This is a genomic window from Desulfonatronospira thiodismutans ASO3-1 (assembly GCF_000174435.1).
Lineage (GTDB): Bacteria > Desulfobacterota > Desulfovibrionia > Desulfovibrionales > Desulfonatronovibrionaceae > Desulfonatronospira > Desulfonatronospira thiodismutans.
In genome coordinates, this window is the sequence record NZ_ACJN02000003.1 from 1 (window position 1) to 25,251 (window position 25,251).

The following is a 25,251-nucleotide window of genomic DNA, read 5'->3' on the forward strand; positions in this document are numbered from 1 at the left end:
GATTGTGGAAAAAGCCCGTAAAAAAGGCTACAAAATATCCAGGGTAGAGCGCTTCAGATACAGATGCCGGTATTTTACTGATTCCGGGGTTATCGGCGGAAAGGATTTTGTTCAGGAAGTCTTTGACCAGGTCAAGCATTTACTGGGGTCCAAGGATACTAGGAAATTTACTCCCGTTGGCGGGGTGAAGGGGGTTTATTCTATGAAAAGGTTGGGAGCAGGCTGAATTCAAGGCTTTGCCTAGAATTTTATTTGCCTTTATCTTATTAAATTGATAAAATGTTTTAGATTTTAGAATGAGCATAAGTGGGTAAAGCTAAAGGAAAGATCAGGTGAGTATTGCGGTAGTTGACAGTCTTCCCCATGACAAAGGGACTTTATTTACCTTTGAAAAAAACGATGCTAAGTATAAAATAATTTTTACCACCCATGCTCTAACAAGAATGGAGAAATGGCAACTCACCCTTGAAGCGGTATCTAAAACGTTACTAGACCCTGAAGAAGTCCTGGTGGGGCACAATAATAGATTCATAGCCCACAGATGTTTTGGTCAGCATGTATTAAGAGCAGTATATGAATATGATGATTTGGTTTCAGTGTTGATCACTGTATATTGTCCTTATAAGGATAGATATTTTCAGGGAGGTGGAAGCTTTGAAGATCAAATACTCCCAAGAGACTGATATACTCGTAGTTGAATTTAAGGAAGGAGTTCCTGTAGATTCAATAGATATGAAGGAAGGAGTCATTCTTCATCTTGATAGTGAAGGAGTTCCTGTTGAGATGGAAATTCTGGATGCTTCGAAATTTGTAGCTATGGACGAGTTTAATATTCTTGTTCCTATGATAAAGGACAAAAAGATACCGGTTCATGCCTAATTGATCAAAATTGATCAAAATGGGACATCCATGCCAAGAAAGTCAAGGAGGTGAAGCGTGGGGCCAAGTCTTTGAGACCAGCACGAAGGAAGAAGGGGACATTATGTTGCGAGTTTAGTTATGTTGCCAGTATCCCGCGATAACCCGCTTTAACCCGCCTGCCTTTAGTATCTTTTTATTTTTAACGTACCCCGCATACCCCGCCTTACTCGGTATAGTTTTTACATACACCCCGCATACCCCGCCCTTAAAGTCGTTCTCAGACTCAAGAGTCAGTGGTCGGGCTCCACTCATGAGCACCGGCCTCAGCTTTTTTCTTAACCCCGCCTGGATTCTTTCCATTCATTTTTCTTCTTTCCAAAACTACAACCTCTTGGAGTAACTGCTCCTGGAGGTTGTATGTCCAAAAAACGCTGCAGTGAGCCGGTGTCTTTTTCCCCTTACCAAACGTAACCCCGACCAGAAATACTGCTCCAAGCCTGATTGCCAGAGAGCGCGCAAGCGCCGGTGGCAAAGAAAGAAAATGCAGGTGGACCAGGCCTACAGGCTCAATAAAAGGGCTTCAGACCAACGCTGGAGTGCCAGGAACCCTGACTACTGGAATAACTACAGGGAAAACAACCCTGACTATACTCGAAGCAACCGGGAAAAACAGCGATATAGAAACCGGCGCAGGAGGGCCATCGAATCCATTTCCAGCGAAATTGCAAAGCTGGACGCGTTATCAGCTGAAAACAGTGACATATCAGGAACTTACGCCATGATTTCTGTCCAGGATCTGCTGATTGCAAAGATGGACGCGAAAATCGTAAAAATCACAGAAGTATCAATGGGTTGCGCATGATTTGGTCCTGATTGCAAAGGTAGGACTCGATAGCCTCCACTGCCGGGGTGGTGATAGGGAAGTCAAATCTTAATCACTGACACTTATCTCGAGGAGGAAATCATGGCCCAAAGATATTCCAGAGAGGAACTGCAGCGGTTGCGAAACAAGGTTTTGGTCAATGACGTTATTGTCCATATCCTGGATATGCCCTCCAAAGTCAGGGACGGATACTTGCGCTTTCTGTGCCCGCTTTGCTCCGAGTTTTTGACCGCCTGTAATCCCAGAACCAACCTGGCCAGGTGTTTTCGTTGCGAAAGAAATTTCAACCCCATTGACCTGGTCATGGTGGTCAAGGGCTTAAATTTCCGGGAGGCAGTGGAGTTTTTGCAGGACATGGAACAAAGGCTGGGCAGGTAGAGGTTATGCTGGACAGGCAGATCCAGGACTACCTGGAATGGATGAACAATGCCGGGTATGCTCCATGGACAATGGCCCAACACAGCCAAATTCTAAACCGGCTGCTGGACTTTGTGGTGCTAAATAGCATCCCCTGGGAGCGTACCTTTGCCCGGGATACCTTGCAGGCATTTAAGGACCATGTCCAGGTTAAGTATGCCGGGTTTGTCCTGCGCGGATTCATGCGCTACCTGCACCAGAATGGCATAATCTGCTTGCCGCCGGGTGCTTTGCCTGAAGGCAGAGGCAGGAGCAAGCTCCAAAGAGCCCAGCTGCCCAGGCTTTATGAAGAGTATCTCCAATTCTACACCCAAACCCGCCAGGTGGGACATGTTCAGATCTACCGGGTCCGGGGGACTCTATCCGCACTTAATGACTACCTGCAAAACCAGGGCATGGAGCTTAAAGACCTGGATGTCTTACATATGGATGCTTTTCTGGCTGAGAGAAACAGGAAATACGCCCCTGAAACCAGAATACATGAACGATCAGGCCTTAGAGGTTTTTTACGCTACCTGTACCTGGAAAGACAAATCCTGAAGAAAGATTTGAGCGCTTTGATCCAGGGGCCGCCGGTGTATGCCCAGAGCAGACCACCCAGGTTTCTTACTTTGGAACAAATAAAGACCCTGTTTCAAAGCATTGACAAGGATCGCCCCGGGGGACTGCGGTCTTATGCCATGATCCATCTGGCCTACTCCCTGGGGCTTCGGCCGGGGGAAATCTGCCGGGTGACCCTGGATGACATTTTATTCCGGGACAAGCTGATATACCTGCCGGACAGAAAAAACTCTTCTCCAGCCAAACTTCCCCTGCCTCAGGGGGCACTCAGGGCTCTGGCCGCATACCTTGCCTGGAATAGACCAATGGATCCCGGGCACAGGTTTCTTCTTTGCAATACCAGGACACCTTACGGACCACTCACTCCTTTGACCGTGAGCCAGAATATCAGCGCCTGCTTCCGCCGGGCCGGGATCAAAGGATCTGCCTACTGGCTGCGCCATACCTATGCCCAGAACCTGTTGCAGGCGGAGGCGTCCATCTTTGAAATCAAAGAGATGCTGGGTCATGACATCATCAAGACCAGCAAGAGATATCTGCATGTACACACCAGACTGATGCGTGAGGTATTGTTCAATGAAAAAGTTTGAGAGCTTTCTGGCCGGACATCTAAATGATTTTATCCAGTACCGCAAGGAACTTGGATATGTGAACAAGAGCCTGGCAAACCAGCTGAGAGCACTGGATTATTATGTCCGGGATAATGCCCGGGGGTGGGAAGACCTCACGCCTGCCTTTTTTCTGGGCTTCCGTGATGGAATCAAGGGCTCGCCTGCAACCGTCAACAATGTCATTCAGGCCACACGCAACTTCTTTGCTTATCTGCACCGGACAGGCTGCTGTGAACATAATCCGGTCCAGGATCTCCCGGCCAAGACTGAAAACGCCTTTATCCCTTTCATTTTCTCCCCGGAGCAGGTGGAGCAGCTCCTGCAGGGGGTGCAAAGTCAGATCCGGCGCAGCAGGGAAAAGTGCTTCCTGGTGGATATGGGCATATACATAGCTCTAATGTTGCAGGCCAGGTGCGGGCTGCGCATGTCCGAACCACTCAACCTGGGGCTTGAACATTTTGATCCTGTGCAAGGCACTATCTATATCCAAAAGACCAAGTTCCATAAGGACCGCTTGATTCCCATTCCTTGGGAGGCCCAAAAAGAACTGGATAACTTCCTGAGTCTTCGAGACGCCCTGTGCTGCACAAGCCCTTATCTCCTGCCAGGATTTAAAAACGCCCTGAGAACCAATCAGGTGTATCCCGTCTTTCACAGGGCTGTGCGGGAAACGGGAATCCATGCCCCAAGAAGAATTATAGCCAACATGGTCTTTGGCCATCCCACTCCGCACAGCCTGAGGCATTCCTTTGCAGTCAACACCCTCAAGGCGGCCCGGGACCGGGGCCGGGACCCCCAGGCTGTTCTGCCAGTACTATCCGCGTATATGGGCCACAGCAAGTACCGCTACACCGCCCTGTATCTCAAGGTCATGGACGCCGAGAAGCGCCAGGGATTTGTGGACTTTGCCATCTCGCGACTGGAGGACATATGAATCTGGGCTCCTGTCTGCATACCTTCTTTGATCAGTACCTGCCAAGAACCAAGGGCGTCAGCTCCAACACCATCCTGGCCTACCGCCATACCTTCAGCCTGTTTTTGCCCTTTGCCTCCAAAACCCTTGGCCGGGATATCAACTCCCTGGAGATTGAGCATTTAAGCACCCAGCTCATCCTGGATTTTTTAGACCATCTGGAGAGCGGCAGAAATAACAGTGCTCGCACCAGAGGCCACAGACTGGCGGTATTCAAGTCCCTGGCCAGAATGATCCGTTTTCTCTATCCCGAACATAAACTGCTGGCAGACCGGATTATCTCCATCCCTCAGAAGCGCTTCCCCAAAAAACTGGCTGCCTTTCTCACCCATGAAGAGGTTTTGCTGGTCCTGGATAGTATAAATCTCAAGAAAAGCGGAGCTTTCCGGGATTATACCATCATCCACCTGCTCTACAACTCCGGGGCCAGGGCCGAGGAATCAGCCTCGCTACGTCTGGACTACTTTGACCCGCACAAGAAAACCCTGGCCATCCTGGGCAAGGGCAACCGCTACCGCCAAATCGAGCTCTGGCCCAAGACAGTCCAGCTCATGTCCATGTATATCCAGAAATACCGCCCCAGGCCCAAACCCTTGCATCAGAACACCCTGTTTTTAAATCAGCGCAGGCAAGGCTTTACCAGAAACGGCATCTACCGGTTATGCAGGAAATATCTGAGCCTGGTGTTTGAAGAAAACCGATTCCAGGGATTGAATCCGGTGCATTGCTTCAGGCATTCATGTGCCATCAACATGCTCGGGACCGGCTTCAGCCTGACAGACATCAAAAACCACCTGGGACATGAAAACCTGCAATCCACCATGGTCTATCTCAAGCTGAGTCTGAATCGCAAACGAGAGCTGCAGCAGAAGTTCATTGAATACACCCAGAACCAGACCCAGGACCCCAAACTGGATGAACTTCTGGACTGGGAAAAAGAGCAGGAGACTCTGGACTGGCTGGACAGCCTGTAAGGCCCATATGCAGGCTGAGTCCAAACAAGTGGTACTATATTCCAAGGCCAAAAATTATGTTGCCAGCCCAAAATAATTATGCTGCATGTCTTCATATCCCCCTGGTATCCATGAAGATATGAAGACCCCGCCAAATCCGGTTTATTTACATGCATATCAGCCTGTTACGAGAACTCGCAACATAAGGGACAGTCTCTTCTTGCGTTTATGAGACAGAGTTGACTTTAATCCAGTATGCCCTTGATAATAACCTGCCTGTATTTGGAGTATGCCGGGGGCTGCAGATCATGGCTCATTATTTTGAATATGAAATAAGCCCTTGCACAGGCCATGCTGGAACCAGACATGAGATAAGCCTTTCCGGCAACAAACGTACTGTAAACTCCTACCATGACAACTGCGGACCTCTTGAAATTAACCCTCCGCTTATAACCTTTGTCAGGGATATGGAGGGCCATATTGAAGGCTTTTATCATCAGGACAAACCTCTGATGGCTGTAATGTGGCATCCGGAAAGGGAATTGCCGGTGCGGGATTTTGATATGGAAATAATCAGGAGGTTTTTTGGTTTACCACTGTAAGTTTGCCTGTTAAGTATTTCTTCGTATCAACACACGAGGATATTGCTTTGTACATATTTTACGTAGATGAGACAGGAAACCTGGATACCCACGGTATACATCCCGGGATGGATTATTCAGCTTCTCCCAAAGACTGGTTGTATGTATTAACAGCTTTGGGGATATTTGAACATAACTGGCGCAAGTTTTATGATCCTATAGCCGCCAAAAAGAAAATATTGCTCCAGATTCATAATGCAGGCCAGGTTTCACTTGATGAGTGCGAGATAAAATCAAACTGGATCAGGATAAACAGGGAAAGGCAAAAACATCCCTTTCTCTCCCTGCTGACCATGGAAGAAGTGGATGATCTTGTGGCTACATACTACAACCAGCTGTTTTCAGTTCCGGCAGTGCTGGTTTCCGTGGTTATAGATAAGAGATATCTGCAGGATTACATGGACGCCTCAAAACTGCACCGCAAGGCCTGGGAGCTCTTATGTGAGAGGGTGGAAAACTATATGCGGGAAAAGCACCGCAAACATAAAGCTATAATGGTTACAGATGATATCAGCAGACAGGCCAACCTTTCTCTGGCCAGAAAACATGCATATTTTCTGGAAAGTGGAACCAGTGCCGACTGCAGGTTCAGGCATATCGTGGAAATGCCTCTCTTTGTGCGAAGTGAACTTTCAGAAGGAATTCAGGCGGCAGATATGTGTTCATACAATATATACCATACAATGCGCTATCAGCGCTTTGATTATGAATATTTCAAAAAAGTATTCCCCCTGCTGTACAACTCATCTAATACCAATCAAAGCAAGGTGGATGGCTTGAAAATATTTCCAGATGACAGTCCCTTAATACCCTGGTGGGAAAAAAACAAAAGCCTCCTTGCGGAGGCTTTATTGTTTATTGATGTTCGGCGGGGCGGACCCTATCGAGCTGACAAGCAGCACCGAACGTTATCAACATTAAACATCCATGCTTATTTTGTCAAGGTTTACCAGGCTGAGTTTATTTCTTTATGTTTTTCTGTGACCTGAAAACACTTATGATGTCAACAGAGGGCGTAAAGAGAGTTGTTCTTAACCTTTTTCTCTGTGAGCCTCTGTGCTCTCTGTGGTATAATCTTTTTTATGAAAGCAATAATTCTGGCCGCAGGCCGGGGATCAAGGCTTCTAAGCCTTACAGATGACAGACCAAAGGAAGAAGGGGACAGTCTCTTCTTGCGTTTTATTTCAGCTTATGCTATCCATTCTTCCAACAGCTCAACCACCAGCCTTAAAGGAGGTATCTCATGCCCCGCATAGCCCGTTTTATCCGTAGTGACCAAGCCACCGTCTACCACGTCATATCCCGTACTGCTCTGTCAGGTCTGCCCATTAAAGACACTGACAAGGATTATCTGTTGGGGCTTATCAAAAGACTGAGCAGGCTTTACTTTGTTGACGTGCTGGGTTTCGCAGTTATGGGGAATCATTTCCACCTGGTAGCCCGGATGCACCCTGAGGATGAGATTTCCAATTCAGATATCATCAAGAGGTGGCAGAAATATTATGGTGACGAAGCCCAGATGCCTACTGACCGGATGGCTGAGGTCAAGAAGAGGCTTTGCAGCCTTGGGGCCTATGTGAAGGACATCAAGCAGAACTTTACCAGGTATTACAACAAAAAGCACAGGCGGAAGGGATTTTTCTGGGGTGGCCGGTTTAAGAGTATGATTGTACAGGAAGGCAGTACTCTGGTGAACCTGCTTGCTTATGTAGACTTAAACCCTATCCGTGCCGGTATTGTTAAGAAACCGGAGAATTACCGCTGGAGTTCACTTGGTTATCATACCCAGACAGGTAATAAAGACGGTCTGCTGGATATTGATTTCGGGCTCAAGGAATGGAACGAGCTGGACCCCAAAGAGATAGTCCGCAAGTACAGGCAGTTCGTCTATGAAACAGGCGCAGTGGATGCGGGCAAAGGCAAGACCATTGAAAAAAAAGTTGTGGAGAAGGCCAGGAAAAAGGGCTACAAGATCTCCCGTGTAGAGCGCTTCAGGTACAGATGCCGGTATTTTACCGATTCCGGGGTTATCGGCGGGAAGGACTTTGTGCAGGAGGTATTTGATCAGGTCAAACACCTGCTGGGGTCCAAGGATGAGCGGAAATTTACGCCCGTAGGTGGTGTAGAGGGTTTGTACTCTATGAAGAGGTTGGGTGGTTCATAGCCTGGGCCTTTCATTTTTCCCTTGCCTGCACCTTAAAAGCCTATTATATCAGTATCTATGCATCTTGAGAGTTAATAGCTCCTGGTTCTTCGTTCCTGGTTGAAAGAAATAAAGTCAATAAATTTGAGTAGATATTTGGCCTAGCTTGAAAGACATATTGATCTGCTAAAAAAGCTAAAAAAATAAATATTTACAAAAAAACTTTTGACTGTCCAGCTATGCACGTAATCCATGGGCCACACGACAAGATATTCAAGCGTGTGATGGCAGACCGGGAAAATGCCATTATTTCGGCTTCAGTGTACCTTGCCAATCAGATTTACATGGATGAATTGTTAAAAAATATTGTGGTAAAGGAATTGTGTGGTGTATGCCGACTTATCTGTATACAAAATACTTTGAAGAACAGGTCCTGAAAAAACGACCATATCTAAAAAAGGAATGGTGCGTAGAAGTAGTTGAAAATCCAATCAAATCAGAGCCACAAGAACATAATCGATATCGCTTCTGGGGAAGGATACCGGAGTTGGACAACCGTATTCTGCGCGTGGTAACTTTAGATGACAAGGTTACCATACATAATGCTTTCCTGGACAGGAGGTTTAAGTTATGAAGTTAAATTATTACGATGAAACAGATTCCCTGTATATTGAATTTTCAGATGAAACAAGCGCTGAAAGTGTGGAGATTTCTGAAGGAGTGGTCCTTGACTATGATGCCCAAGGAAAACTTGTTGGAATCGATATAGATAATGCTGGGCACAAGATTCAATTGCGGGATTTTTATCTCAAAGGTCTTCATCCCAACATCATGACAGTAGCTGCTTAGCTAGACCTTGATAAAAGTCTTCTACGCAAACTTGTTGTGAAAGATTGAGAGTAGGGACATTATGTTATGTTGCGAGTTTAGTTATGTTGCCAGCATCCCGCTATTTTTTCTTCCTTATCCTGCCCAACCCCGCATTGATTTTTAAAGTACCCTGCATATCCCCCGCTTTGAAATAAGGAACCAGGAGTTAGGAGTCAGGGGGCAGTGAAGAAGGTATCAGGAGTCAGCCTCCGGCCTCTCCGAGCTGGAAAGCTCTCCCCTCCGGCCTGGAGGCCCTACGGGCTGGAAGCGGAGCAGGAAGCCATAGGGGCCTACCCTCTCTCCGAGCTGTAGGCTCTACGAGCCGGAAGCCGGCCTGGAAGCCCTACGGGCTGGAAGCGGCCCCGGAGGGGGGACAGCCTCCGGCCCATAGGGGCCTACGCCCCGGAGGGGGGTCAGTGAAGAGAGGAATTGACCCAAAGATCGTGGAGAAGGCCAGAAAGAAAGGCTATAAAATATCCAGGGTTGAGCGATTCAGGTACAGATGCCGGTATTCACCCGGTTAAACAGACCGAAGGTCTACGGCTCTGCCGTCCCAGTTAAATGGAAGAAGATTTAACCGGATAAATGCTTAACTGGGTAAACTGATTCCGGGGTTATCGGAGGAATGTTAGCGCCGGCTTGAAGATGCCATAAAACGCCGGTTTAAAAATGTTGTTTTGGAGCAACCGCCAGCTCCAGACATAAAGGTTGATGCCGGCGGTTGCCTATGCGGAGCTATTGTTCCTGAACCTGGTCTTTCATCCGATAGCTTTTGCCTTCAATGAGGATAGTTTCGGCATGGTGCAGAAGTCTGTCCAACATGGCTGAGGTCAGGGTGCTGTCGTTGTTGAACACCTCGGGCCATTTCTTGAAGGCTCTGTTGGTGGTCAGGATGGTTGATTTTTGTTCGTAGCGCTGGCTTATGACCTGGAAGAGCAGGTCTGCACCTTGCTTGTCTATGGGCAGGTAGCCAAGCTCATCCAGAATGAGCAGTTCAGGACTTACATATTTCTTGAGCTCTGTTTTGAGCTTGTGTGCAGCCTGTGCGGCCGAGAGGGTGTTTATGACATCTATGGTGGTGGCAAACAGCACAGAATGCTTTTCCAGGCATGCACTGTAACCCAGGGCTGTGGCTATGTGTGATTTGCCCAGGCCTACTCCTCCGAGGATTATTATGTTGGCCTTGTCCTTCATAAATCCAAGGCGAAAGAGGTTTTGGATGGCCGGGCGGTTGATCTTGGTCGGCCATGTCCAGTCGAAGTTCTCCATGGTTTTTATGCCTGGGAAACGGGCCATCCTGATACGGCGCTGGATGGAGCGATCATGCCTGGCATCTGCTTCTGCCTGGACCAGCCTGGCCAGATAGCCCAGATGATCCCAGTTCTGCCTGGCAGCCTTGTCAGCCGCCGGCCTGTACTGCTCTTTTATACAGGTTAGCTTGAGCAGCTGGAGATTTTCTTCCAGCCTGTGCACCTCACTTTGGTGTTTGTTGGTCATGGGTTTTTCTCCTTGGGTTTGTCGTAAATACTTAGATCAGGGTCTTTGACTTCAATATCCAGCAGATCCTCTCGCCTGGTCAGATGCAGGGCTCCTGGTGCGGGCATGGTCCTGGCTCTTTGCTCCAGGATGTTGGCTACATACTCACAGGAGAAGGCACTGTAGGTGAATGCGTCGTCCATGGCCCTGGACACGGCTTCAGAGCCATAGATTTCGCTTAAGGCTACAATCTTCTGGACATGGTGTTTGATGTTCAAGTGCTTTTTCTCCAACTCAAAAAAGTAATCCTTTGCTCTTGGGGACAAAGCCAGGAACCGGGAAAACAATTGCTGATCCCTGGCTGCCCGGCGCTGGGCAATAAGCTCCTGGACATGATCGGGGTCTTCAATGTCCCTTTTTTTATCAAAGCTGCGGACATGCCTGGCCACAAGATTGTTGCCGTCATAGATGCATAAGCGATCAGGATAAGTCTTCAAGGTCAGGCGTTTGCCTGCGTACCTGGCTGGCACGGAATAGCGGTTGGACTCCAGGGTGATCCGGAACTGCGACGAGGCCCGGACCTGGGTTAAGACTCCGATATCATAGGTGTTAACAGGCAGGGGCAAAAGGTGCTCTCTTTCTTCTTCAAGCATGTCCACCGGCTTCTTGCCGGTCTGGGCATGGATACGCACATTGGCTGTTGCCCTGCACCAGTGGCGGGCGTAATGGTTGATGGCCCGGTAATCCGGCAGTTCAAGGCCGGCCAGCAAGTTCTTTTTGACATAACCTATGGCATTCTCCACCCGGCCTTTTTCATGGGGCTTTCTGACTCCGCAGGCACTGATCTCAAAACCCCAGTGCTTTGCAAAGTCAAGATATTTGGGATTTAGAACCGGTTTTTGGCCATAGGGGTGCTTGAGCACTGCACATTTCAGGTTGTCCACCATGATTTTTCTGGGGACCGCCCCGAATGCGTCAAAGGCGTTTTGATGACAGGCCAGGAAGTGCTCCATGCTTTGGGAGACAGTGAACTCAAGATACATCATCCTGCTGTAGCAAAGGACCATGACAAAGAAGCTGAGATTGCGCCTGCTGTCTCCCACCTGGATGGAGCCGTGATTTCCCCAGTCAACCTGGGCGCACTCTCCTGGGGCAAAGGCCAGACTTAAAAAGGCCCTGGACTTTTAGGGCCTGACTTTGCTTATGTATTCCTTGAGAATGGAGGAGCCTCCTGTATAGCCCTGCTCCTTGATGCTGCGCAAAACCTGGACGGCTGTGTAGGGGTGCTCCTCCAGCATCCTGACGATGGTATCCTTGAAGGGATCAAGCTTGCTTGGTCTTGTTACTGACTTTCTTTGATGAAACTGCTTTGCTTCGAGCCATTTGCCCACTGTACGCGGATCCAGCTGCAGTTCTTTTGCTATCTGGGCCGGGGTAAGTCCTTTTTGTTCATGGTAGTGCTTTATTCTGGCATAAAGCTCATAATCAATCATGTGTTACCCCCGGCAAGTTTTTTGAGAACGTCTGAGAAGTGCACAGGCCCGGCCTGTGCTGTCCTGGCCTGATTTACGGGTGGGACCTGGATGGATAGAACCTGATAAAGCGGTTTCTTCCAGGCAATGAGGTCAGCCTGGATCAGATTGAAGCGCGCCTGCTGCAAAGTGACTTCATCCATGCCCAGGCGCTGCATGACAATGGGGTCGGAGTAGTAGCTAAGCCCCTGCTGATCGCCAACGGTCACCAGGAACAGGTACAAGGCTGCTGCAGCATGGCTTAACCTCTCAATATGACCGTCACGAACCAGCCTGTGGTCCACCCAGCTGAACTGTCTGGGAACCTTGCGCAGTCTCTGGGGATGAATCGGATACTTTTGGTACATGAAATCCTCCTTTGGGGTTGTTGATGACGTCACAGCCCAGGGTGTACATCCGCCGGGCGGCCCTGACGATGTCATCTTGTAACGCACTCCCGCATAAGGAGGATATTAGTCCTATAATAACAGATGGTTGCGTGATCCAGTGATCTTGTAACGTTTTCTCAACACGTTGATTTTCAACGCTTTTTTGGAGGCAGTGATCTTGTAACGTTTTCCTGGGAGCAGTGGTCTTGCGCCTGGCATATCCGGGATTTTGCTTTCTCCAGTTCCGGACCCTGTCCACATGGGCCGGTCCCCGGAAATAATCCCTGTTTTCAGGCTTATCCAGCCAGGCCTTTTGACTGGCTTTCTTACTGGCTGCCCGACAAGGCACTTTGGAGCAGTATTTTTGCTTGCCCCTGTTTCGGTAGTCGGGACAAAAGGCTTCGCCACAGTGCAGGCAGACAACTTGTTGGCTTTGTTTACGGCCCAAGAACTTAGCCTCCTTTGCCTCAGACAGGCAAAGAAGGCAGTAACGGCAAGACAGAAGAAGAGGAAGAAAAAGAAGGACAGAAAAGAAGATAAAATAAAAAATATTTTTTTCTTTTCTCTTTTAGAAGAAGATACAAGAATAAGATATTAACAATTTCAAACCGGCATAATTAAGACATATTCAGGTTGGCGCTCACAGAGGAAAAGACTTTGTGCAGGAGGCCCAAGTAAAATGGGAAAGACCCCAATGAAATGAGAAGAAATTTCATGGGGCAGGAATTTTACCCAGTGAATCACCCAGAGGGAGCCCGGATTCACAAGGCAGGCGGGGTAAATATTTGACCAGGGGGAGCATCTGCTGGGGTCTAAGGATACAAGGAAATTTACTCCGGTTGGCGGGGTGGAGGGTTTATATGCTATGAAGCGACTGGGCGGTTCGTAGCCTGGGCATTCAATTTCCCCTTGCCTGCCTCCAAAAAGCCTATTATGTCAGTATCTATTGCACGACATGGCAATGAAATTTATACGGATAGCCTTCGACTATATCCTTCAATTTTTTTAGTAATGATATGATTGATACAAAACATTTCACAGAGATGCTTAAAGAGCGGGAAATTTCAATGGAAATGGTTGATAAAACCATGACAATTCCTGATAAAACTGAAGAACGAAAAGACGGAACAAAGCACTATCTTAAGTTGTTTAATGTCAATGGCGGCCGCTGGCTCAGGGTCGTCATAAACATTAAAAGTGATCCACCTCGGAGGATAACAGCTTTTTTTGATCGCCGATTAAGGAGAACAGGACAATGAGAATTAGAGTAGATAAAGAAACTGATGCACTTTATTTTCGACTTGACGAGAACAAGATTGTTGAATCAGAGGAAGTTCAACCCGGTGTAATACTGGACTTTGACGCCAACAACCAAGTGGTTGGTATGGAAATCCTTAATATTTCGAAAAAAACAGACAAAAAAAATCTTTCTACAATGCAGTTTGAAACAGTTTAATTTCCAACTTATTTTATGACTAAAAAAGCCCTAATCACCGCATAACAGGTCAAGACGGAGCATATCTGGCAGAACTGCTCCTGCACAAGAACTACACAGTCCACGGTATCAAGCGCAGGAAGGAAGAACTGGGACAGACGAAAAATACTCACCGCGTTCGGCTTTGGCCTTGTCCTTTGGCTTTTTTCTCCTGGCAGGGATGACCGCCGTATTGTAGTGCAGGGCCATGTCTTGATAGGTGGGGTTCAGATCCGGCTCATATATATGGGGTTTATTGACTCCGGACTTGAGATTGTCCGGGATTGTAATCAAGGGGACTCCCTGTAGAAACTTGAAGGTCCGGACATGGGAGTTGATCCAGTCCCACAGATTCTGGCTCCAGGTGGCTTCCGCATAGGTGTAGTTGCTTGCACCCATGACAGCTACAAAGATCTGGGCCTGGCTTATTTCTCCGGTTCCCGGATCCGTAACCGGTACAGTATGGCCGGCATAATCGACAAAGGAGAAGAAGGGGACAGTCTCTTCTTGCGTTTTATTTCAGCTTATGCTATCCATTCTTCCAACAGCTCAACCACCAGCCTTAAAGGAGGTAATTCATGCCCCGCATAGCCCGTTTTATCCGTAGTGACCAAGCCACCGTCTACCACGTCATATCCCGTACTGCTCTGTCAGGTCTGCCCATTAAAGACACTGACAAGGATTATCTGTTGGGGCTTATCAAAAGACTGAGCAGGCTTTACTTTGTTGACGTGCTTGGGTTTGCGGTCATGGGTAACCATTTCCACCTGGTAGCCCGGATGCACCCTGAGGATGAAATTTCCAACTCAGACATCATCAAGAGGTGGCAGAAATATTATGGTGATGAAGCCCAGGTGCCCACAGACCGGATGGTTGAGGTCAAGAAGAGGCTTTGCAGCCTTGGTGCCTATGTGAAGGACATCAAGCAGAACTTTACCCGGTATTACAACAAAAAGCACAGGCGACAGGGATTTTTCTGGGGAGGCCGGTTTAAGAGTATGATTGTCCAGGAAGGCAGCACTCTGGTTAATTTGCTGGCCTATGTGGATTTAAACCCTATCCGTGCTGGAATAGTAAAGAAACCCGAGGATTACCGTTGGAGTTCACTTGGCTACCATACCCAGACCGGGAACAAAGACGGTCTGCTGGATATTGATTTCGGGCTCAAGGAATGGAACGAGCTGGACCCCAAAGAGATTGTCCGCAAGTACAGGCAGTTTGTTTACGAGACCGGAGCAGTAGACGCCGGCAAAGGCAAGACCATTGATCAAAAGGTTGTGGAAAAAGCCAGGAAAAAAGGCTACAAAATATCCAGGGTAGAGCGCTTCAGATACAGATGCCGGTATTTTACTGATTCCGGGGTTATCGGCGGAAAGGATTTTGTTCAGGAAGTCTTTGACCAGGTCAAGCATTTACTGGGGTCCAAGGATACAAGGAAATTTACTCCGGTTGGCGGTGTCGAGGGTTTGTACTCTATGAAGCGCCTGGGGCAGACTTGAGTTTACTGCTCCAAGCATGTTCACTGACAGGGTATGCCCTGATCTGATTTTGGCGGAGCGATCCTCATTATTGTTGGCCGGACCTTTGCGCCAATGGATGGCCTGACAGGTCTTATCCATGAGCTGCAGGCCTGCTATGAGCATTACCATGAGAACACCGGAGCCTTGCGTATGCTCTGGAATGCGATTACCGGCAAAACTCCCTGGGCTGATCCTGACTATGAAATAAGGAGGGAGTAAGCGGCTCCTTGCCAATTGCCGGAAGAATGCATAAAATGTAAGTTAATGAAAAGACATCAGTTGATCAAACATTTGCAGGTACATGGCGCTTATCTTTTGCGAGAGGGAAGCAAACACAGTATATATCAGCTGGATCGAAAGAAGACTCAGGTCCCAAGGCATAACGAGATAGTAGATGATTTGGCCCGAAAAATTTGTAAAGATCTGAATATTCCTTTTGTGAGGTAGATAATGCATTACAGAGCAGTAATAAAGAGGACCGATGACTGGTGGATAGGTTGGCTGGTTGATCTGCCTGGCGTAAACGCTCAAGAGAGAACCAGGGAAGAATTGCTTGAGTCCTTGAGAGAAGGGGCAAGGGACATGCTGGAAACAGAGGTCCCTTTCGAGCCAGGTTTTGAGATGGAAAAAGTGGAAGTCCCTGAACCTGAGTGGGTTTTTAAGTAGGCAGGTTACGTCATTTAAGATTAATACCCCGCCCTCCGGCAACTTGCCAGGGCGGGGTTTTTCATTTACAAAACCCAAATGCAACCCTTATCCAAAACAACACACGCTGGCAAAAGTTTCCATCCGGCAAAGAACTACCAACACGCCAAAACCCGCACCACTGTTCCCATGGTTATCTCTGAATTACCCAGAGCAGTACCGGCATTTCCAATAGCCTTTACCTATTCCAGGAACAAGTACGTACTGAGTGCTGTGATGGGCTTAAAACCAGAACAGAACCTGTTTGTCACCCAGGAAGGCAAGTGGCAGACCAGCTATATCCCGGCATATCTGAGAGGCCATCCCTTTTACCTAGCGGAATCTCAGGAAGGAAAACAAGTAGTCTGCGTAGACGAGAATTCTGATCTGATTACGGATGGCCCAGATGGTGAGCAAATGTTCGGAGAAGAGGGTAAGCCCACCCAGAAGATGCAGCAGATAATAGACTTTCTGGAAAAGATTGCCAGGGAGAGGGCTATAACTGACAGGGCCTGTGCTGCGCTTGCTGAGTTTGGTGTGATCGAGCCCTGGGAAGGGTACGGTGGCCTGTATAAAGTGAGCGAAGCCAAGTTGAAAGACCTGAGTGGAGAAGCCTTTGTGAAGCTCAGGGATACCGGCGGATTGAAGGTTATGTACGGGCAGCTTTATTCCTTGACTCAGATGGCAAGGCTTAAGAAACTGGCTGAACAGGATAAGGAGCCGGATTGGGAGAGTATGGAAGAACTGGATTTTGAGAAGATAAAAATATGACACGCAAAGTAATCATTTTCACAGACGGCATGTTCATGCGCCGCCGGGTGCTGGAGAGAAACCACTTTCTGTACAAGCCAAGAGAGATCCGGGAATACTGCCAGAAGCACCTGAGACCAAACGACTACCTGGTGCGTATTTATTATTATGACTGTAAGCCCTTGCAGGCCAGGGGAACATCTCCCTTGAATGGTAAGGAGATAGACTTTTCCAGGCTGGAGAGTGCAAGGCTAAGACACCAGCTGTTCGAGGGCCTGCGCCATGCACCAAATTTCTGTTTGAGGCTTGGAAGCATGGAGTGGAACGGCAGGGACTGGAATGTTGTCGGCTCCAAGGTGTCTCCGCTTTTGAAGAAGGAGATAACTGTGGATGACCTGTCAGACAGCGATATCCGACCGGGAAGCGAGACTACCCAGATAAGCGTAAAGATGGCCCTGGATATGATCACCCTTGCAGCCAGAAAAGCCGGGGATATGTTTGTTCTGATCACCGACAGAACAGATCTGGTTCCGGCTATGGAGATGGTCCGCCAGGAAGGGGTGCAGGTATGTCTGGATAATATGCATGCCCCTGTCTCAATAGAGCTTTCGGAGCAGGCGGATTTTATAAGTACAAACTTGGGGAATAAGGAGAGTTAAGATGCACGTATTTGCGGACGGTATTTCGAAAGTGACTTTGAGTAATGGAAACCTGAGGATTATGCTGACCCAGAGTGGAGCAGACGATTCCACAGTAGAGGCCGGAACCATGATTATTCCAGCGTCTCAAGCCAGTAACTTCCTGAACGGTTTGGCAAACAGTCTTAAGGAGCTGGAGAGCAGGTTGAAAGAGGCCAGGGAAGCTCAGCAGACTCAACAGTAGATTCAGGCAGGCCCCGGGGAACTGACTATTTATCCGTTAAACAGATTTCAGGAGTGACTATGATAAAGAAGTTTTTGCTTTCAATCGCGCTTGTTTTGCTGCTTCTGCAGCCGGCTAATGCTTTTGAGCTCACAGATGACAGGGTGGAGAGGTTCGTGGATAGCTGGAGCGATGTGCAGAGCCTGGAGCATGAATTTGAAGATATTGAACAGCCCGATGGTGAATTTGTGCCTGAAAGCCCTTTTTCTGCCTCCCTGGAAGAGGTCAGGGGGCATGAAGCCTATGATCGTCTGCAGCAGATAGCTGTGGATCACGGTTTTTCCGATGCACAAGAGTGGGCTCTAACTGGTGACCATATTTTCAGGGCGTTTCTGGGGATGGAAATGCAGGATGAGGACCCCACCGCTGAAATGAAGCAGGCCCTGGAGGAGATCAGGCAAAGCCCCCTGCCGGAAGAGCAGAAGGAACAAATAACCCGCCATATCCAGGAGCAGCTGGATCTTTTTGAAAGGATTCAAGACGTTCCCGCCGAGGATATTGAGACAGTCCGCAGACACGAAGGGGAGATCAACCGGATATTTGAGCCTGTAAACTGAACAGGTGTGTATTTTGTTGATTCCAGGATAAGAGATGAAAAAATTCGACACCACCTTGACCAGTCATGAGGCCTGGAGCGGAGTTGCCAAAGTAAGCGATGGATACAAGCAGGGCTCCTCTGTTCTGCACGAGTCCGGGATATTTATTATCACAGCCGGGCATGTGGTTGAAGACTTTCACCTCTCCGGCGGCAGTGTGGATTTTGGCACTGACACTCGGGAGATTATCGGTTATGGCAAGCATCCGGGTTACGCAATAACCGATTCCGGGATGTATCACGATATAGGTCTGTTTGTGCTGGACAGGGCTGCTCCCCGGGATGCACAGAGATATGAGCTGTACCGGGAGCATGATGAAGCAGGGCAGCAGGTGGATCTTACCGGATACGGCGGGAGCTCTTTCTGGAGCGGCAGTAACACTGTTGCCGGGTTAGCCGGTGAATATGTGACTCACGGCAGCGTGTACCATCAACTGGCATTTAAGAGGGATACCGGGGATATGATTGCTGGCGGGGATTCCGGCGGGGGGATGTTTATTGATTCCAAGCTTGCAGGAGTGCACAGCTATACATCCGGGGACATAGGCGTATCCACAAGGGTGAGCACCTACACGCACTGGATAGATCAGACTACAGGTACAGTGCAGGACCCCGAAGCCCGCAGCTCTGAGCCTCCCTCAAGGGACTCTGTGCCCATGGAAGTATCTGAAGGCGAAGGTGTATGGTTTCTGGTGGAGCTTGACTCTCCTGCCAGCCGGGAAGTCTCAGTTGATTTCTATACCCGTGACGGTACAGCCGAGGCTGGATATGACTATATACCCACCGAAGGTACATTAACCCTGGCAGAGGGTGATCAGTGGGCCAGGGTCTGGGTTCAGACCCTGGCTAATTCCAATCAGGGCGAGCGGGATTTCTCCCTGGTGCTGGAAAATCCGGAAGGTGCCAAGTTTCCCGAGGGCAAGGAAGAGCTCACAGCCCAGAGGGTTGTGCACGATGACCAAGTAGGCCTGGCTGGAGTAACCCAGCTTGAGCCGGAGCTTTTTGATGTTTGATCAGCTATTTGAAGCTGCCTCATGTGGCTGAACCACCATTTCTATTTCCGAGCCCTTGAGTTCTCTGGTTGTTTTCAGGTCATAAGCCTGCTGCAGGTTCATCCAGAACTCGGCGGAAGTGCCGAAATACCTGCTCAGCCTAAGGGCTGTGTCAGGGGTTATGCTCCTTCTTTCATTTAATATCTGGGTCACCCGGTTTACAGGCACATCCAGCTTTTTAGCCAGCGCACTGGCAGACATGGTTAACTCTTCCAGTTCTTCCCGCAGGATCTCGCCTGGGTGAACCGGCGGCATTTTATTTTCCATGATCCTTTCTCCTTCAGTGGTAGTCTTCAATGCCTACTTCCCGTGGGCCTTCCTCATCCCACTTGAAACAGATCCTCCACTGTCTGTTTATTCTGATGCTGTACTCGCCTTTTCTTTTGCCTTTCAAAGCTTCAAAGCGATTAGAGGGGAGTCCTTTCAGGTCATTCAGGGATGTCGCATTATCCAGAATCTGTAATCTCCGGATAGCCTGTCTTTCGAATCCGCTGAACTCTTTCACAAACAACCCGGAGTAGAGTTTCTGGGTATTCTGGTCTTTGAATGACTTGATCATTGGATATGTTATATAGCTGATTACTTGTTACGTCAAGCGTAAAAGGTTGCTTTGCAGTCAAGAAAGGGTTTGCAGCTTGGCCCGAATGGCTCATATCCCCATAAATAGCCTTCGCGTCCTCACACAGAGCTTCCAGCCTTTTATCCGGCCTCTCCTTCTCGTCTTTTTGCTTTCAAGTCCCTTATTAGGCCTTGTGTGAATTCAAAAATCAAGCCTTCTTCGGTTATAAACGGGGTAAATATTCGACCAGGTCAAGCACCTGCTTGGGTCCAAGGATTGACCCGGTTAAACAGACCGGAGGTCTACGGCTTCGCCGTCCAGTTAAATGGAAGAAGATTTAACCGGATAAATGTTTAACCGGGCAGGCGCAAATTTACGCTTTTAGGCGGTGTGGAGGGTTTGTATTCTATGGAGCGATTGGGTGGTTCGTAGCCAATATCATTATTCTCAAAAAACATGTCTTGGCAGTTGCATTATTTTGTAGTAAAGTTTCTACGAAGAGTTCTTCAAGGAGAATGGCCATGAGTAAAACAATGACCAGCCGGGAATTCAATCAATATGCAGGCCAAGCAAAAAAGGCAGCCGAGGCGGGGCCAGTATTCATTACAGACCGGGGAAAACCTTGTCACGTGCTGCTTAGTGCTCTGATTCGTAAGTTCGGTGACGTATTCTCTATGAGTCCAATCGAACCAAAAAATTGGGCGCTGACTTTATTAAATCCGAAATCCGAGTATCGAAATTCGAAACAAATCCGAAATTCTAATTCTCCAATTCCCCAATTCCCTAATTCTCTAATGTGATATCAAAATTAGTTAGACTTTGACTCCCACTCTTACGTTTCGAATTTTGTATTTTTGACATTCGAGTTTGTTTCGAGTTTCGTGCTTCGAGTTTCGTATTTTTAAGTGTTGATTAAGGTACTGGAAACTTGCATGCACTTGGCATTGTAATGTCATTGTATTTACGAATATCTGTACTTAGTATTGAGGAATATCACAGCCTGACCAGGAAAGAGGAAAACATTGCAGATTTATTGTGTATGGATAGGGAAGATAGGGACATTATGTTGCGAGTTTAGTTATGTTGCCAGTATCCCGCTATACCCCGCCTGCCTTTAGTATTTTTTTTAACATACCCTGCATACCCCGCCCTGATTGAATGCCCTAAGGGAAGTTTCGGCTCAACAGAATTAATCCACCCCGCCTCACCAGGTATAGACATATACCCCGCCCTTGAGGCAGTTCCCGGAATGTTCAGTGGTCAGACTCCAGTACTCAGCACTGATCCCTGATTTTTTCTTGACCCCGCCTGAATTCTTTTCATTCATTTTTCTTCTTTCCAAAACTACAACCTCTTGGAGTAACTGCTCCTGGAGGTTGTATGTCCAAAAAACGCTGCAGTGAGCCGGTGTCTTTTTCCCCTTACCAAACGTAACCCCGACCAGAAGTATTGCTCCAAGCCTGATTGCCAGAGAGCGCGCAAGCGCCGGTGGCAAAGAAAGAAAATGCAGGTGGACCAGGCCTACAGGCTCAATAAAAGGGCTTCAGACCAACGCTGGAGTGCCAGGAACCCTGACTACTGGAATAACTACAGGGAAAACAACCCTGACTATACTCGAAGCAACCGGGAAAAACAGCGATATAGAAACCGGCGCAGGAGGGCCATCGAATCCATTTCCAGCGAAATTGCAAAGCTGGACGCGTTATCAGCTGAAAACAGTGACATATCAGGAACTTACGCCATGATTTCTGTCCAGGATCTGCTGATTGCAAAGATGGACGCGAAAATCGTGAAAATCACAGAAGTATCAATGGGTTGCGCATGATTTGGTCCTGATTGCAAAGGTAGGACTCGATAGCCTCCACTGCCGGGGTGGTGATAGGGAAGTCAAATCTTAATCACTGACACTTATCTCGAGGAGGAAATCATGGCCCAAAGATATTCCAGAGAGGAACTGCAGCGGTTGCGAAACAAGGTTTTGGTCAATGACGTTATTGTCCATATCCTGGATATGCCCTCCAAAGTCAGGGACGGATACTTGCGCTTTCTGTGCCCGCTTTGCTCCGAGTTTTTGACCGCCTGTAATCCCAGAACCAACCTGGCCAGGTGTTTTCGTTGCGAAAGAAATTTCAACCCCATTGACCTGGTCATGGTGGTCAAGGGCTTAAATTTCCGGGAGGCAGTGGAGTTTTTGCAGGACATGGAACAAAGGCTGGGCAGGTAGAGGTTATGCTGGACAGGCAGATCCAGGACTACCTGGAATGGATGAACAATGCCGGGTATGCTCCATGGACAATGGCCCAACACAGCCAAATTCTAAACCGGCTGCTGGACTTTGTGGTGCTAAATAGCATCCCCTGGGAGCGTACCTTTGCCCGGGATACCTTGCAGGCATTTAAGGACCATGTCCAGGTTAAGTATGCCGGGTTTGTCCTGCGCGGATTCATGCGCTACCTGCACCAGAATGGCATAATCTGCTTGCCGCCGGGTGCTTTGCCTGAAGGCAGAGGCAGGAGCAAGCTCCAAAGAGCCCAGCTGCCCAGGCTTTATGAAGAGTATCTGCAATTCTACACCCAAACCCGCCAGGTGGGACATGTTCAGATCTACCGGGTCCGGGGGACTCTATCCGCACTTAATGACTACCTGCAAAACCAGGGCATGGAGCTTAAAGACCTGGATGTCTTACATATGGATGCTTTTCTGGCTGAGAGAAACAGGAAATACGCCCCTGAAACCAGAATACATGAACGATCAGGCCTTAGAGGTTTTTTACGCTACCTGTACCTGGAAAGACAAATCCTGAAGAAAGATTTGAGCGCTTTGATCCAGGGGCCGCCGGTGTATGCCCAGAGCAGACCACCCAGGTTTCTTACTTTGGAACAAATAAAGACCCTGTTTCAAAGCATTGACAAGGATCGCCCCGGGGGACTGCGGTCTTATGCCATGATCCATCTGGCCTACTCCCTGGGGCTTCGGCCGGGGGAAATCTGCCGGGTGACCCTGGATGACATTTTATTCCGGGACAAGCTGATATACCTGCCGGACAGAAAAAACTCTTCTCCAGCCAAACTTCCCCTGCCTCAGGGGGCACTCAGGGCTCTGGCCGCATACCTTGCCTGGGATAGACCAATGGATCCCGGGCACAGGTTTCTTCTTTGCAATACCAGGACACCTTACGGACCACTCACTCCTTTGACCGTGAGCCAGAATATCAGCGCCTGCTTCCGCCGGGCCGGGATCAAAGGATCTGCCTACTGGCTGCGCCATACCTATGCCCAGAACCTGTTGCAGGCGGAGGCGTCCATCTTTGAAATCAAAGAGATGCTGGGTCATGACATCATCAAGACCAGCAAGAGATATCTGCATGTACACACCAGACTGATGCGTGAGGTATTGTTCAATGAAAAAGTTTGAGAGCTTTCTGGCCGGACATCTAAATGATTTTATCCAGTACCGCAAGGAACTTGGATATGTGAACAAGAGCCTGGCAAACCAGCTGAGAGCACTGGATTATTATGTCCGGGATAATGCCCGGGGGTGGGAAGACCTCACGCCTGCCTTTTTTCTGGGCTTCCGTGATGGAATCAAGGGCTCGCCTGCAACCGTCAACAATGTCATTCAGGCCACACGCAACTTCTTTGCTTATCTGCACCGGACAGGCTGCTGTGAACATAATCCGGTCCAGGATCTCCCGGCCAAGACTGAAAACGCCTTTATCCCTTTCATTTTCTCCCCGGAGCAGGTGGAGCAGCTCCTGCAGGGGGTGCAAAGTCAGATCCGGCGCAGCAGGGAAAAGTGCTTCCTGGTGGATATGGGCATATACATAGCTCTAATGTTGCAGGCCAGGTGCGGGCTGCGCATGTCCGAACCACTCAACCTGGGGCTTGAACATTTTGATCCTGTGCAAGGCACTATCTATATCCAAAAGACCAAGTTCCATAAGGACCGCTTGATTCCCATTCCTTGGGAGGCCCAAAAAGAACTGGATAACTTCCTGAGTCTTCGAGACGCCCTGTGCTGCACAAGCCCTTATCTCCTGCCAGGATTTAAAAACGCCCTGAGAACCAATCAGGTGTATCCCGTCTTTCACAGGGCTGTGCGGGAAACGGGAATCCATGCCCCAAGAAGAATTATAGCCAACATGGTCTTTGGCCATCCCACTCCGCACAGCCTGAGGCATTCCTTTGCAGTCAACACCCTCAAGGCGGCCCGGGACCGGGGCCGGGACCCCCAGGCTGTTCTGCCAGTACTATCCGCGTATATGGGCCACAGCAAGTACCGCTACACCGCCCTGTATCTCAAGGTCATGGACGCCGAGAAGCGCCAGGGATTTGTGGACTTTGCCATCTCGCGACTGGAGGACATATGAATCTGGGCTCCTGTCTGCATACCTTCTTTGATCAGTACCTGCCAAGAACCAAGGGCGTCAGCTCCAACACCATCCTGGCCTACCGCCATACCTTCAGCCTGTTTTTGCCCTTTGCCTCCAAAACCCTTGGCCGGGATATCAACTCCCTGGAGATTGAGCATTTAAGCACCCAGCTCATCCTGGATTTTTTAGACCATCTGGAGAGCGGCAGAAATAACAGTGCTCGCACCAGAGGCCACAGACTGGCGGTATTCAAGTCCCTGGCCAGAATGATCCGTTTTCTCTATCCCGAACATAAACTGCTGGCAGACCGGATTATCTCCATCCCTCAGAAGCGCTTCCCCAAAAAACTGGCTGCCTTTCTCACCCATGAAGAGGTTTTGCTGGTCCTGGATAGTATAAATCTCAAGAAAAGCGGAGCTTTCCGGGATTATACCATCATCCACCTGCTCTACAACTCCGGGGCCAGGGCCGAGGAATCAGCCTCGCTACGTCTGGACTACTTTGACCCGCACAAGAAAACCCTGGCCATCCTGGGCAAGGGCAACCGCTACCGCCAAATCGAGCTCTGGCCCAAGACAGTCCAGCTCATGTCCATGTATATCCAGAAATACCGCCCCAGGCCCAAACCCTTGCATCAGAACACCCTGTTTTTAAATCAGCGCAGGCAAGGCTTTACCAGAAACGGCATCTACCGGTTATGCAGGAAATATCTGAGCCTGGTGTTTGAAGAAAACCGATTCCAGGGATTGAATCCGGTGCATTGCTTCAGGCATTCATGTGCCATCAACATGCTCGGGACCGGCTTCAGCCTGACAGACATCAAAAACCACCTGGGACATGAAAACCTGCAATCCACCATGGTCTATCTCAAGCTGAGTCTGAATCGCAAACGAGAGCTGCAGCAGAAGTTCATTGAATACACCCAGAACCAGACCCAGGACCCCAAACTGGATGAACTTCTGGACTGGGAAAAAGAGCAGGAGACTCTGGACTGGCTGGACAGCCTGTAAGGCCCATATGCAGGCTGAGTCCAAA

At 48.8% G+C, this 25,251-nt stretch carries 37 protein-coding genes and 3 pseudogenes; 31 read left to right on the forward strand and 9 right to left on the reverse strand.

Annotation, left to right across the window (positions count from 1 at the left end; all coding sequences use genetic code 11):
- From DTHIO_RS21690 to DTHIO_RS11690, 3 genes and pseudogenes are all read left to right on the forward strand, one after another.
- Positions 1–226: pseudogene (locus tag DTHIO_RS21690) on the forward strand (hypothetical protein); the annotation flags it as partial.
- A gap of 106 nt (positions 227–332) precedes the next feature.
- On the forward strand, positions 333–683 hold the full coding sequence (locus tag DTHIO_RS11685; RefSeq protein ID WP_008870502.1) for a DUF4258 domain-containing protein: 351 nt from the start codon (positions 333–335) through the stop codon (positions 681–683).
- Entirely contained in the window at positions 646–879 is a 234-nt protein-coding gene (locus tag DTHIO_RS11690) for a DUF2283 domain-containing protein (protein WP_435050724.1), read from the forward strand. Before DTHIO_RS11685 ends, DTHIO_RS11690 begins: the two co-directional genes overlap by 38 nt.
- Positions 880–993: 114 nt before the next feature.
- On the opposite strand, the gene DTHIO_RS11695 is transcribed toward DTHIO_RS11690, so the two are convergent.
- Positions 994–1,221 (reverse strand): hypothetical protein, encoded by a 228-nt coding sequence (locus tag DTHIO_RS11695; protein ID WP_040418623.1) that lies wholly within the window; start codon positions 1,219–1,221, stop codon positions 994–996.
- 76 nt (positions 1,222–1,297) lie between these two features.
- On the opposite strand from DTHIO_RS11695, the gene DTHIO_RS11700 reads away from it, so the two are divergent.
- The 9 genes from DTHIO_RS11700 (at position 1,298) to DTHIO_RS11745 (ending at position 8,892) form a co-directional block, all read left to right on the forward strand.
- Positions 1,298–1,723 carry a hypothetical protein gene (locus tag DTHIO_RS11700; RefSeq protein WP_040418625.1) on the forward strand — a complete coding sequence of 142 codons (426 nt, stop codon included), beginning with the start codon at positions 1,298–1,300 and terminating at the stop codon, positions 1,721–1,723.
- Positions 1,724–1,825: 102 nt separating this feature from the next.
- Entirely contained in the window at positions 1,826–2,122 is a 297-nt protein-coding gene (locus DTHIO_RS11705; RefSeq protein ID WP_008869518.1) for a CHC2 zinc finger domain-containing protein, read from the forward strand.
- Positions 2,123–2,127: 5 nt separating this feature from the next.
- Positions 2,128–3,312 (forward strand): tyrosine-type recombinase/integrase, encoded by a 1,185-nt coding sequence (locus DTHIO_RS11710; protein ID WP_008869517.1) that lies wholly within the window; start codon positions 2,128–2,130, stop codon positions 3,310–3,312.
- Positions 3,299–4,267: a tyrosine-type recombinase/integrase gene (locus DTHIO_RS11715; RefSeq protein WP_008869516.1), complete on the forward strand. Its 969-nt coding sequence runs from the start codon at positions 3,299–3,301 to the stop codon at positions 4,265–4,267. Before DTHIO_RS11710 ends, DTHIO_RS11715 begins: the two co-directional genes overlap by 14 nt.
- Positions 4,264–5,280 carry a site-specific integrase gene (locus DTHIO_RS11720; RefSeq protein ID WP_008869515.1) on the forward strand — a complete coding sequence of 339 codons (1,017 nt, stop codon included), beginning with the start codon at positions 4,264–4,266 and terminating at the stop codon, positions 5,278–5,280. The genes DTHIO_RS11715 and DTHIO_RS11720 overlap by 4 nt, the downstream gene beginning before the upstream one ends.
- A gap of 218 nt (positions 5,281–5,498) precedes the next feature.
- Positions 5,499–5,861, forward strand: a complete 363-nt coding sequence (locus DTHIO_RS22985) for a glutamine amidotransferase-related protein (protein WP_050775190.1) — start codon at positions 5,499–5,501, stop codon at positions 5,859–5,861.
- Positions 5,862–5,908: 47 nt separating this feature from the next.
- Positions 5,909–6,889 (forward strand): DUF3800 domain-containing protein, encoded by a 981-nt coding sequence (locus DTHIO_RS11730; protein ID WP_008870506.1) that lies wholly within the window; start codon positions 5,909–5,911, stop codon positions 6,887–6,889.
- Between the two features lie 254 nt (positions 6,890–7,143).
- On the forward strand, positions 7,144–8,064 hold the full coding sequence (locus DTHIO_RS11735) for a transposase (RefSeq protein ID WP_008870507.1): 921 nt from the start codon (positions 7,144–7,146) through the stop codon (positions 8,062–8,064).
- 609 nt (positions 8,065–8,673) lie between these two features.
- Complete coding sequence (locus DTHIO_RS11745) at positions 8,674–8,892, forward strand: DUF2283 domain-containing protein (RefSeq protein ID WP_008870510.1); 219 nt, start codon at positions 8,674–8,676, stop codon at positions 8,890–8,892.
- Between the two features lie 756 nt (positions 8,893–9,648).
- Here DTHIO_RS11745 and istB read toward each other — a convergent pair.
- Genes istB through DTHIO_RS11760 form a run of 4 tightly spaced genes read right to left on the reverse strand, consistent with a single transcriptional unit; the run spans position 9,649 to position 12,268 of the window.
- Positions 9,649–10,410, reverse strand: a complete 762-nt coding sequence (gene istB / locus DTHIO_RS11750) for an IS21-like element helper ATPase IstB (protein ID WP_008869835.1) — start codon at positions 10,408–10,410, stop codon at positions 9,649–9,651.
- Entirely contained in the window at positions 10,407–11,552 is a 1,146-nt protein-coding gene (gene istA / locus DTHIO_RS11755) for an IS21 family transposase (RefSeq protein WP_244156394.1), read from the reverse strand. Before istA ends, istB begins: the two co-directional genes overlap by 4 nt.
- Before the next feature lie 21 nt (positions 11,553–11,573).
- Positions 11,574–11,882 (reverse strand): hypothetical protein, encoded by a 309-nt coding sequence (locus DTHIO_RS22430; protein WP_244156371.1) that lies wholly within the window; start codon positions 11,880–11,882, stop codon positions 11,574–11,576.
- Positions 11,879–12,268 carry a helix-turn-helix domain-containing protein gene (locus tag DTHIO_RS11760; RefSeq protein WP_008868686.1) on the reverse strand — a complete coding sequence of 130 codons (390 nt, stop codon included), beginning with the start codon at positions 12,266–12,268 and terminating at the stop codon, positions 11,879–11,881. Before DTHIO_RS11760 ends, DTHIO_RS22430 begins: the two co-directional genes overlap by 4 nt.
- Positions 12,269–12,518: 250 nt before the next feature.
- Between DTHIO_RS11760 and DTHIO_RS21155 the strand changes: the two genes are divergently transcribed.
- The 4 genes and pseudogenes from DTHIO_RS21155 to DTHIO_RS21160 all read left to right on the forward strand — a co-directional run.
- A complete protein-coding gene (locus DTHIO_RS21155) occupies positions 12,519–12,887 on the forward strand; it encodes a hypothetical protein (protein ID WP_144311526.1) in 369 nt (122 codons plus the stop codon).
- A gap of 418 nt (positions 12,888–13,305) precedes the next feature.
- Positions 13,306–13,548 (forward strand): DUF4258 domain-containing protein, encoded by a 243-nt coding sequence (locus DTHIO_RS11770; RefSeq protein WP_008870512.1) that lies wholly within the window; start codon positions 13,306–13,308, stop codon positions 13,546–13,548.
- On the forward strand, positions 13,545–13,745 hold the full coding sequence (locus tag DTHIO_RS11775) for a DUF2283 domain-containing protein (protein WP_008870513.1): 201 nt from the start codon (positions 13,545–13,547) through the stop codon (positions 13,743–13,745). The genes DTHIO_RS11770 and DTHIO_RS11775 overlap by 4 nt, the downstream gene beginning before the upstream one ends.
- Before the next feature lie 15 nt (positions 13,746–13,760).
- A pseudogene (locus DTHIO_RS21160) lies at positions 13,761–13,864 on the forward strand (GDP-mannose 4,6-dehydratase); the annotation flags it as partial.
- A gap of 31 nt (positions 13,865–13,895) precedes the next feature.
- Here the strand turns inward: DTHIO_RS21160 and DTHIO_RS11780 are convergent.
- Positions 13,896–14,246: pseudogene (locus tag DTHIO_RS11780) on the reverse strand (IS21 family transposase); the annotation flags it as partial.
- A 95-nt stretch (positions 14,247–14,341) separates the two neighbouring features.
- Here DTHIO_RS11780 and DTHIO_RS11785 point away from each other — a divergent pair.
- The 9 genes from DTHIO_RS11785 to DTHIO_RS11820 all read left to right on the forward strand — a co-directional run bounded on the left by DTHIO_RS11785 (position 14,342) and on the right by DTHIO_RS11820 (position 19,246).
- On the forward strand, positions 14,342–15,262 hold the full coding sequence (locus tag DTHIO_RS11785) for a transposase (RefSeq protein ID WP_008870514.1): 921 nt from the start codon (positions 14,342–14,344) through the stop codon (positions 15,260–15,262).
- A gap of 93 nt (positions 15,263–15,355) precedes the next feature.
- The gene (locus tag DTHIO_RS21460; protein WP_153305062.1) at positions 15,356–15,502 is read left to right on the forward strand and encodes a hypothetical protein; all 147 of its coding nucleotides are present in this window, start codon (positions 15,356–15,358) and stop codon (positions 15,500–15,502) included.
- A gap of 45 nt (positions 15,503–15,547) precedes the next feature.
- Positions 15,548–15,730 (forward strand): type II toxin-antitoxin system HicA family toxin, encoded by a 183-nt coding sequence (locus DTHIO_RS22990; RefSeq protein WP_008869512.1) that lies wholly within the window; start codon positions 15,548–15,550, stop codon positions 15,728–15,730.
- Between the two features lie 3 nt (positions 15,731–15,733).
- Complete coding sequence (locus tag DTHIO_RS11795; protein WP_008869511.1) at positions 15,734–15,949, forward strand: type II toxin-antitoxin system HicB family antitoxin; 216 nt, start codon at positions 15,734–15,736, stop codon at positions 15,947–15,949.
- Positions 15,950–16,027: 78 nt separating this feature from the next.
- A complete protein-coding gene (locus DTHIO_RS11800) occupies positions 16,028–16,738 on the forward strand; it encodes a SapC family protein (protein WP_008869510.1) in 711 nt (236 codons plus the stop codon).
- Positions 16,735–17,376 (forward strand): NYN domain-containing protein, encoded by a 642-nt coding sequence (locus tag DTHIO_RS11805; protein WP_008870515.1) that lies wholly within the window; start codon positions 16,735–16,737, stop codon positions 17,374–17,376. Before DTHIO_RS11800 ends, DTHIO_RS11805 begins: the two co-directional genes overlap by 4 nt.
- 1 nt (position 17,377) lies before the next feature.
- Positions 17,378–17,599: a hypothetical protein gene (locus DTHIO_RS11810; protein ID WP_008870516.1), complete on the forward strand. Its 222-nt coding sequence runs from the start codon at positions 17,378–17,380 to the stop codon at positions 17,597–17,599.
- Positions 17,600–17,658: 59 nt separating this feature from the next.
- A complete protein-coding gene (locus DTHIO_RS11815; RefSeq protein WP_008870517.1) occupies positions 17,659–18,195 on the forward strand; it encodes a hypothetical protein in 537 nt (178 codons plus the stop codon).
- Between the two features lie 34 nt (positions 18,196–18,229).
- Positions 18,230–19,246 carry a Calx-beta domain-containing protein gene (locus DTHIO_RS11820; protein WP_008870518.1) on the forward strand — a complete coding sequence of 339 codons (1,017 nt, stop codon included), beginning with the start codon at positions 18,230–18,232 and terminating at the stop codon, positions 19,244–19,246.
- On the opposite strand, the gene DTHIO_RS11825 is transcribed toward DTHIO_RS11820, so the two are convergent.
- Positions 19,247–19,552, reverse strand: coding sequence for a HigA family addiction module antitoxin (locus tag DTHIO_RS11825; RefSeq protein WP_008870519.1), 306 nt, complete (start codon positions 19,550–19,552; stop codon positions 19,247–19,249).
- Between the two features lie 13 nt (positions 19,553–19,565).
- The gene (locus DTHIO_RS11830) at positions 19,566–19,844 is read right to left on the reverse strand and encodes a type II toxin-antitoxin system RelE/ParE family toxin (protein WP_008870520.1); all 279 of its coding nucleotides are present in this window, start codon (positions 19,842–19,844) and stop codon (positions 19,566–19,568) included.
- A gap of 521 nt (positions 19,845–20,365) precedes the next feature.
- Between DTHIO_RS11830 and DTHIO_RS22065 the strand changes: the two genes are divergently transcribed.
- The gene (locus DTHIO_RS22065) at positions 20,366–20,644 is read left to right on the forward strand and encodes a hypothetical protein (protein WP_008870521.1); all 279 of its coding nucleotides are present in this window, start codon (positions 20,366–20,368) and stop codon (positions 20,642–20,644) included.
- A gap of 404 nt (positions 20,645–21,048) precedes the next feature.
- Here the strand turns inward: DTHIO_RS22065 and DTHIO_RS22710 are convergent, their stop codons facing one another.
- Entirely contained in the window at positions 21,049–21,171 is a 123-nt protein-coding gene (locus DTHIO_RS22710; protein ID WP_008869520.1) for a hypothetical protein, read from the reverse strand.
- A 72-nt stretch (positions 21,172–21,243) separates the two neighbouring features.
- Between DTHIO_RS22710 and DTHIO_RS11840 the strand changes: the two genes are divergently transcribed.
- The 5 genes from DTHIO_RS11840 to DTHIO_RS11860 all read left to right on the forward strand — a co-directional run bounded on the left by DTHIO_RS11840 (position 21,244) and on the right by DTHIO_RS11860 (position 25,226).
- Entirely contained in the window at positions 21,244–21,669 is a 426-nt protein-coding gene (locus DTHIO_RS11840) for a hypothetical protein (protein WP_040418625.1), read from the forward strand.
- A 102-nt stretch (positions 21,670–21,771) separates the two neighbouring features.
- Entirely contained in the window at positions 21,772–22,068 is a 297-nt protein-coding gene (locus DTHIO_RS11845; RefSeq protein ID WP_008869518.1) for a CHC2 zinc finger domain-containing protein, read from the forward strand.
- Between the two features lie 5 nt (positions 22,069–22,073).
- Positions 22,074–23,258, forward strand: a complete 1,185-nt coding sequence (locus DTHIO_RS11850; protein WP_008870522.1) for a tyrosine-type recombinase/integrase — start codon at positions 22,074–22,076, stop codon at positions 23,256–23,258.
- Positions 23,245–24,213 (forward strand): tyrosine-type recombinase/integrase, encoded by a 969-nt coding sequence (locus DTHIO_RS11855; protein WP_008869516.1) that lies wholly within the window; start codon positions 23,245–23,247, stop codon positions 24,211–24,213. Before DTHIO_RS11850 ends, DTHIO_RS11855 begins: the two co-directional genes overlap by 14 nt.
- Positions 24,210–25,226 (forward strand): site-specific integrase, encoded by a 1,017-nt coding sequence (locus DTHIO_RS11860; protein WP_008869515.1) that lies wholly within the window; start codon positions 24,210–24,212, stop codon positions 25,224–25,226. Before DTHIO_RS11855 ends, DTHIO_RS11860 begins: the two co-directional genes overlap by 4 nt.
- The last annotated feature ends 25 nt before the right edge of the window (positions 25,227–25,251 follow it).

Excerpts from the sequence above, each read along its gene's own strand:
- DTHIO_RS11695 (WP_040418623.1), bottom strand. The coding sequence starts at position 1,221 with ATGGAAAGAATCCAGGCGGGGTTAAGAAAAAAGCTGAGGCCGGTGCTC.
- DTHIO_RS11705 (WP_008869518.1), top strand. The coding sequence starts at position 1,826 with ATGGCCCAAAGATATTCCAGAGAGGAACTGCAGCGGTTGCGAAACAAG.
- DTHIO_RS11710 (WP_008869517.1), top strand. The coding sequence starts at position 2,128 with ATGCTGGACAGGCAGATCCAGGACTACCTGGAATGGATGAACAATGCC.
- DTHIO_RS11715 (WP_008869516.1), top strand. The coding sequence starts at position 3,299 with ATGAAAAAGTTTGAGAGCTTTCTGGCCGGACATCTAAATGATTTTATC.
- DTHIO_RS11720 (WP_008869515.1), top strand. The coding sequence starts at position 4,264 with ATGAATCTGGGCTCCTGTCTGCATACCTTCTTTGATCAGTACCTGCCA.
- DTHIO_RS11735 (WP_008870507.1), top strand. The coding sequence starts at position 7,144 with ATGCCCCGCATAGCCCGTTTTATCCGTAGTGACCAAGCCACCGTCTAC.
- DTHIO_RS11745 (WP_008870510.1), top strand. The coding sequence starts at position 8,674 with ATGAAGTTAAATTATTACGATGAAACAGATTCCCTGTATATTGAATTT.
- istB (WP_008869835.1), bottom strand. The coding sequence starts at position 10,410 with ATGACCAACAAACACCAAAGTGAGGTGCACAGGCTGGAAGAAAATCTC.
- DTHIO_RS22430 (WP_244156371.1), bottom strand. The coding sequence starts at position 11,882 with ATGATTGATTATGAGCTTTATGCCAGAATAAAGCACTACCATGAACAA.
- DTHIO_RS11760 (WP_008868686.1), bottom strand. The coding sequence starts at position 12,268 with ATGTACCAAAAGTATCCGATTCATCCCCAGAGACTGCGCAAGGTTCCC.
- DTHIO_RS11770 (WP_008870512.1), top strand. The coding sequence starts at position 13,306 with ATGATTGATACAAAACATTTCACAGAGATGCTTAAAGAGCGGGAAATT.
- DTHIO_RS11775 (WP_008870513.1), top strand. The coding sequence starts at position 13,545 with ATGAGAATTAGAGTAGATAAAGAAACTGATGCACTTTATTTTCGACTT.
- DTHIO_RS11785 (WP_008870514.1), top strand. The coding sequence starts at position 14,342 with ATGCCCCGCATAGCCCGTTTTATCCGTAGTGACCAAGCCACCGTCTAC.
- DTHIO_RS21460 (WP_153305062.1), top strand. The coding sequence starts at position 15,356 with ATGGATGGCCTGACAGGTCTTATCCATGAGCTGCAGGCCTGCTATGAG.
- DTHIO_RS22990 (WP_008869512.1), top strand. The coding sequence starts at position 15,548 with ATGAAAAGACATCAGTTGATCAAACATTTGCAGGTACATGGCGCTTAT.
- DTHIO_RS11795 (WP_008869511.1), top strand. The coding sequence starts at position 15,734 with ATGCATTACAGAGCAGTAATAAAGAGGACCGATGACTGGTGGATAGGT.
- DTHIO_RS11800 (WP_008869510.1), top strand. The coding sequence starts at position 16,028 with ATGCAACCCTTATCCAAAACAACACACGCTGGCAAAAGTTTCCATCCG.
- DTHIO_RS11805 (WP_008870515.1), top strand. The coding sequence starts at position 16,735 with ATGACACGCAAAGTAATCATTTTCACAGACGGCATGTTCATGCGCCGC.
- DTHIO_RS11810 (WP_008870516.1), top strand. The coding sequence starts at position 17,378 with ATGCACGTATTTGCGGACGGTATTTCGAAAGTGACTTTGAGTAATGGA.
- DTHIO_RS11815 (WP_008870517.1), top strand. The coding sequence starts at position 17,659 with ATGATAAAGAAGTTTTTGCTTTCAATCGCGCTTGTTTTGCTGCTTCTG.
- DTHIO_RS11820 (WP_008870518.1), top strand. The coding sequence starts at position 18,230 with ATGAAAAAATTCGACACCACCTTGACCAGTCATGAGGCCTGGAGCGGA.
- DTHIO_RS11825 (WP_008870519.1), bottom strand. The coding sequence starts at position 19,552 with ATGGAAAATAAAATGCCGCCGGTTCACCCAGGCGAGATCCTGCGGGAA.
- DTHIO_RS11830 (WP_008870520.1), bottom strand. The coding sequence starts at position 19,844 with ATGATCAAGTCATTCAAAGACCAGAATACCCAGAAACTCTACTCCGGG.
- DTHIO_RS22065 (WP_008870521.1), top strand. The coding sequence starts at position 20,366 with ATGAGTAAAACAATGACCAGCCGGGAATTCAATCAATATGCAGGCCAA.
- DTHIO_RS22710 (WP_008869520.1), bottom strand. The coding sequence starts at position 21,171 with ATGAATGAAAAGAATTCAGGCGGGGTCAAGAAAAAATCAGGGATCAGT.
- DTHIO_RS11845 (WP_008869518.1), top strand. The coding sequence starts at position 21,772 with ATGGCCCAAAGATATTCCAGAGAGGAACTGCAGCGGTTGCGAAACAAG.
- DTHIO_RS11850 (WP_008870522.1), top strand. The coding sequence starts at position 22,074 with ATGCTGGACAGGCAGATCCAGGACTACCTGGAATGGATGAACAATGCC.
- DTHIO_RS11855 (WP_008869516.1), top strand. The coding sequence starts at position 23,245 with ATGAAAAAGTTTGAGAGCTTTCTGGCCGGACATCTAAATGATTTTATC.
- DTHIO_RS11860 (WP_008869515.1), top strand. The coding sequence starts at position 24,210 with ATGAATCTGGGCTCCTGTCTGCATACCTTCTTTGATCAGTACCTGCCA.